The sequence below is a fragment of the Pseudomonas sp. R25(2017) genome, assembly GCF_002112565.1.
GTDB lineage: Bacteria > Pseudomonadota > Gammaproteobacteria > Pseudomonadales > Pseudomonadaceae > Aquipseudomonas > Aquipseudomonas ekonensis.
In genome coordinates, this window is record NZ_NEHZ01000042.1 from 1 (window position 1) to 3,124 (window position 3,124).

The following is a 3,124-nucleotide window of genomic DNA, read 5'->3' on the forward strand; positions in this document are numbered from 1 at the left end:
GGGTTTTTCATTTCTGGCACGCTCCTTGATAACAGTCAGGCACCCACCGGGCGATTCCGCCTCCCGGGCACCCTAACTCAATCCGCAAGGAGCACCTCCCATGGCAACACCAGCGTACATGTCGGTCACCGGCGAAAAACAAGGCCTGATCACTGCCGGCGCCTTCACCGCCGACTCCGTGGGCAACACCTACCAGGAAGGTCACGAAGACCAGGTCATGGTTCAGGCGTTCAGCCACGACGTGATCATCCCGCGTGACCCGCAGTCCGGCCAGCCAACCGGCCAGCGCGTCCACAAGCCAGTGATCATCACCAAGGTCTACGACAAGGCTTCGCCTCTGCTGCAGGCGGCCCTGACCTCCGGCGAGCGCATGAGCGAAATCGTCATCCAGTGGTACCGCACTTCGGCCCAAGGCACCCAAGAGCACTACTACACCACCAAACTGGAAGACGCGATCATCGTCGCCATCAACAACAAGATGCACAACTGCCAGGATCCAGGCAACTCGCACTTCACCCACCTGGAAGAAGTGCAGTTCACCTACCGCAAGATCACCTGGACCCACGAAGTATCCGGTACTTCGGGTTCCGATGACTGGCGTGCTCCAGTCGTCTAACCACGGCTGACCGCTACACGCATCGACCAGCCCTGCTGGTCGATGTTGTTTACGCACCTCCAGAATTTCGCGTGCGCAGGACCGCTTGGCGATGACCGGCGCACGCCGCTGCAGCACGAGGAACAAGGGATGTTCGCGCCGGCCAACGAAACACATTTTGCCCTGACCATCGAAGGCCTTTCCGCCGACTTCCAGGTATTCACCCTGCAAGGCCGCGAAGCCGTCAGCGAGCCGTTCGCCTTCCAGGTGGAACTGGTCAGTGAGCAGCCGTCGCTGGACCTCGAGACCCTGCTGCACAAACCGGCCTTCCTGCAGCTGTCGCCCGACGGCAGCGGCATCCACGGCCTGATCTACCGCGCCGCGCAAGGCGACTCCGGCAAGCGCCTGACCCGCTACTCCGTGACCCTGCGCCCGCAGCTGGCCTACCTCGCGCACCGGGTCAACCAGCGCATCTTCCAGAACCTCAGCGTGCCGAAGATCATCGGCCAGGTGCTGGAGGAGCACGGCATCCAGGCCAACGCCTACGCATTCAAGACCGGTTCGGTCTACCCCGAGCGGACCTACTGCGTGCAGTACGACGAGTCGGACCTGCACTTCATCCAGCGCCTGTGCGAGGAGGAAGGCATCCACTTCCACTTCCAGCACAGCGCCACGGCCCACAAGCTGGTGTTCGGCGACGACCAGACGGTGTTCCCGAAACTGGCGCCCGTGGCCTACCAGCAAGACTCCGGCATGGTCGCCAGCGACCCGGTGGTCAAGCGCTTCGACCTGCGCCTGGAAACCCGCACCAGCCGCACCACCCGCCGCGACTACGACTTCGAGAAGCCGCGCCTGACCCTCGAGAGCGAGAACCGCGGCGACGCCCTGCCCGACCTCGAGGACTACGACTACCCGGGCCGCTTCATCGACCGCGAGCGCGGCAAGCACCTGGCCAAGCGCGCCCTTGAGCGCCACCGCAGCGACTTCCGCCTCGCCGAGGGCAAGAGCGACCAGCCGCGCTTGGTCAGCGGCCACTTCCTGGCCCTGACGGCGCACCCCAAGGCGCAGTGGAACGACCTCTGGCTGCTCACCGAGATCCTCCACGAAGGCAAGCAGCCGCAGGTGCTGGAGGAGTCGGTGACCAGCGACACCACGGCGCTCAAGGACGACTTCCACCAGGGCTACCGCAACCGCTTCCAGGCCACCCCGTGGGACGTGCCCAACCGTCCGCCCCTGCGCCACCCCAAGCCGCGCATCCTCGGCAGCCAGAGCGCCGTGGTCACAGGCCCCAAGGGCGAGGAGATCCACTGCGACCCGTACGGCCGCGTCAAGGTGCAGTTCCACTGGGACCGCGAAGGCCAGGCCGACGACAAGACCACCTGCTGGCTGCGCGTTTCCTCGGCCTGGGCCGGCGCCCAGTACGGCGGCATCGCCATCCCGCGCATCGGCATGGAGGTGCTGGTCACCTTCCTTGAGGGCGACCCCGACCAGCCCTTGGTCAGCGGCTGCCTGTACCACAAGGAGAACACCGTCCCCTACGCCCTGCCGGCCAACAAGACCCGCAGCACCTTCAAGACCCTCAGCTCCCTGGGCGGAGGCGGCTTCAACGAGCTGCGCATCGAGGACAAGAAGGGCCAGGAGCAGATCTTCCTGCACGCCCAGCGCGACTGGGACGAGAACGTCGAGCACGACCAGAAGATCCGCGTCGGCAACGAGCGCCACGACACCGTCGAGAAGAACAGCTACAGCGAGTTCAAGGCCGAGGAGCACCACACCGTCTACCAGGACCGCAAGGTCGAGGCCCGGGCCGACGACCACCTGACCGTGGGCGTCAACCAGCACATCAAGATCGGCACCGGCCAGTTCATCGACGCCGGCCAGGAGATCCACCTGAGCAGCGGCCTGAAGGTCGTGCTCGAGGCCGGCAGCGAACTGACCCTGGTCGGCGGCGGCAGCTTCATCAAGATCGACGGCGGCGGCGTGACCCTGAGCGGCCCGGCGATCAACGTCAACTCCGGCGGCGGCCCGGGCAGCGGCACCGGCGCCGCCCCGCTGATGCCCGGCGCGCTGAAGCAGGCCGACGCCGACAAGGCCGGCGCCGTGCTCACCCCGGCGCAGGTCAACACCCTCAAGCGCAACGCGCCGTTCTGCGAAGAATGCGAAAAATGCAAGGCAGGTGCCTGTGCCCTCTGACCGACTGACACCCCGCGACTGGCTGGCCCGCCAGCCCCTGCAGAGCGGCGAACGCCTGTACCTGGTCATCAGCGCCGCCAGCGACGCCGACGGCCTGAAGACCCTGTACATGAGCGAACCCGCCACCCAGCTCGTGCCGATCTGGAACGACACCCCCTACGCCAGCTGGAAACCGGTGATGCCCTACGTCACCGAACTCAAGCCCGACTCCCCGTTCCTGCCCTGGATCGCCGCCACCGACGCCCTCGACTGGGGCTGGCTGGCCGTCTCCCGCAGCGAACCGGACGAAGTCTTCGAACACCTGCGCAGCCTCACCCAAGTGAAGATGCCGGACGG

3 protein-coding genes are annotated in these 3,124 nt (G+C 66.0%); all 3 read left to right on the forward strand.

The window, feature by feature from the left end; genetic code table 11:
* Positions 1-100: 100 nt before the first annotated feature.
* Positions 101-616 carry an Hcp family type VI secretion system effector gene (locus CAG31_RS27930; protein WP_003226246.1) on the forward strand — a complete coding sequence of 172 codons (516 nt, stop codon included), beginning with the start codon at positions 101-103 and terminating at the stop codon, positions 614-616.
* Between the two features lie 129 nt (positions 617-745).
* Positions 746-2,788, forward strand: a complete 2,043-nt coding sequence (gene tssI / locus CAG31_RS27935) for a type VI secretion system tip protein TssI/VgrG (RefSeq protein WP_085586968.1) — start codon at positions 746-748, stop codon at positions 2,786-2,788.
* Positions 2,778-3,124: DUF4123 domain-containing protein (locus CAG31_RS27940; protein ID WP_139831443.1), on the forward strand; the 347-nt coding region annotated here is incomplete at its 3' end. The genes tssI and CAG31_RS27940, both read left to right, overlap by 11 nt.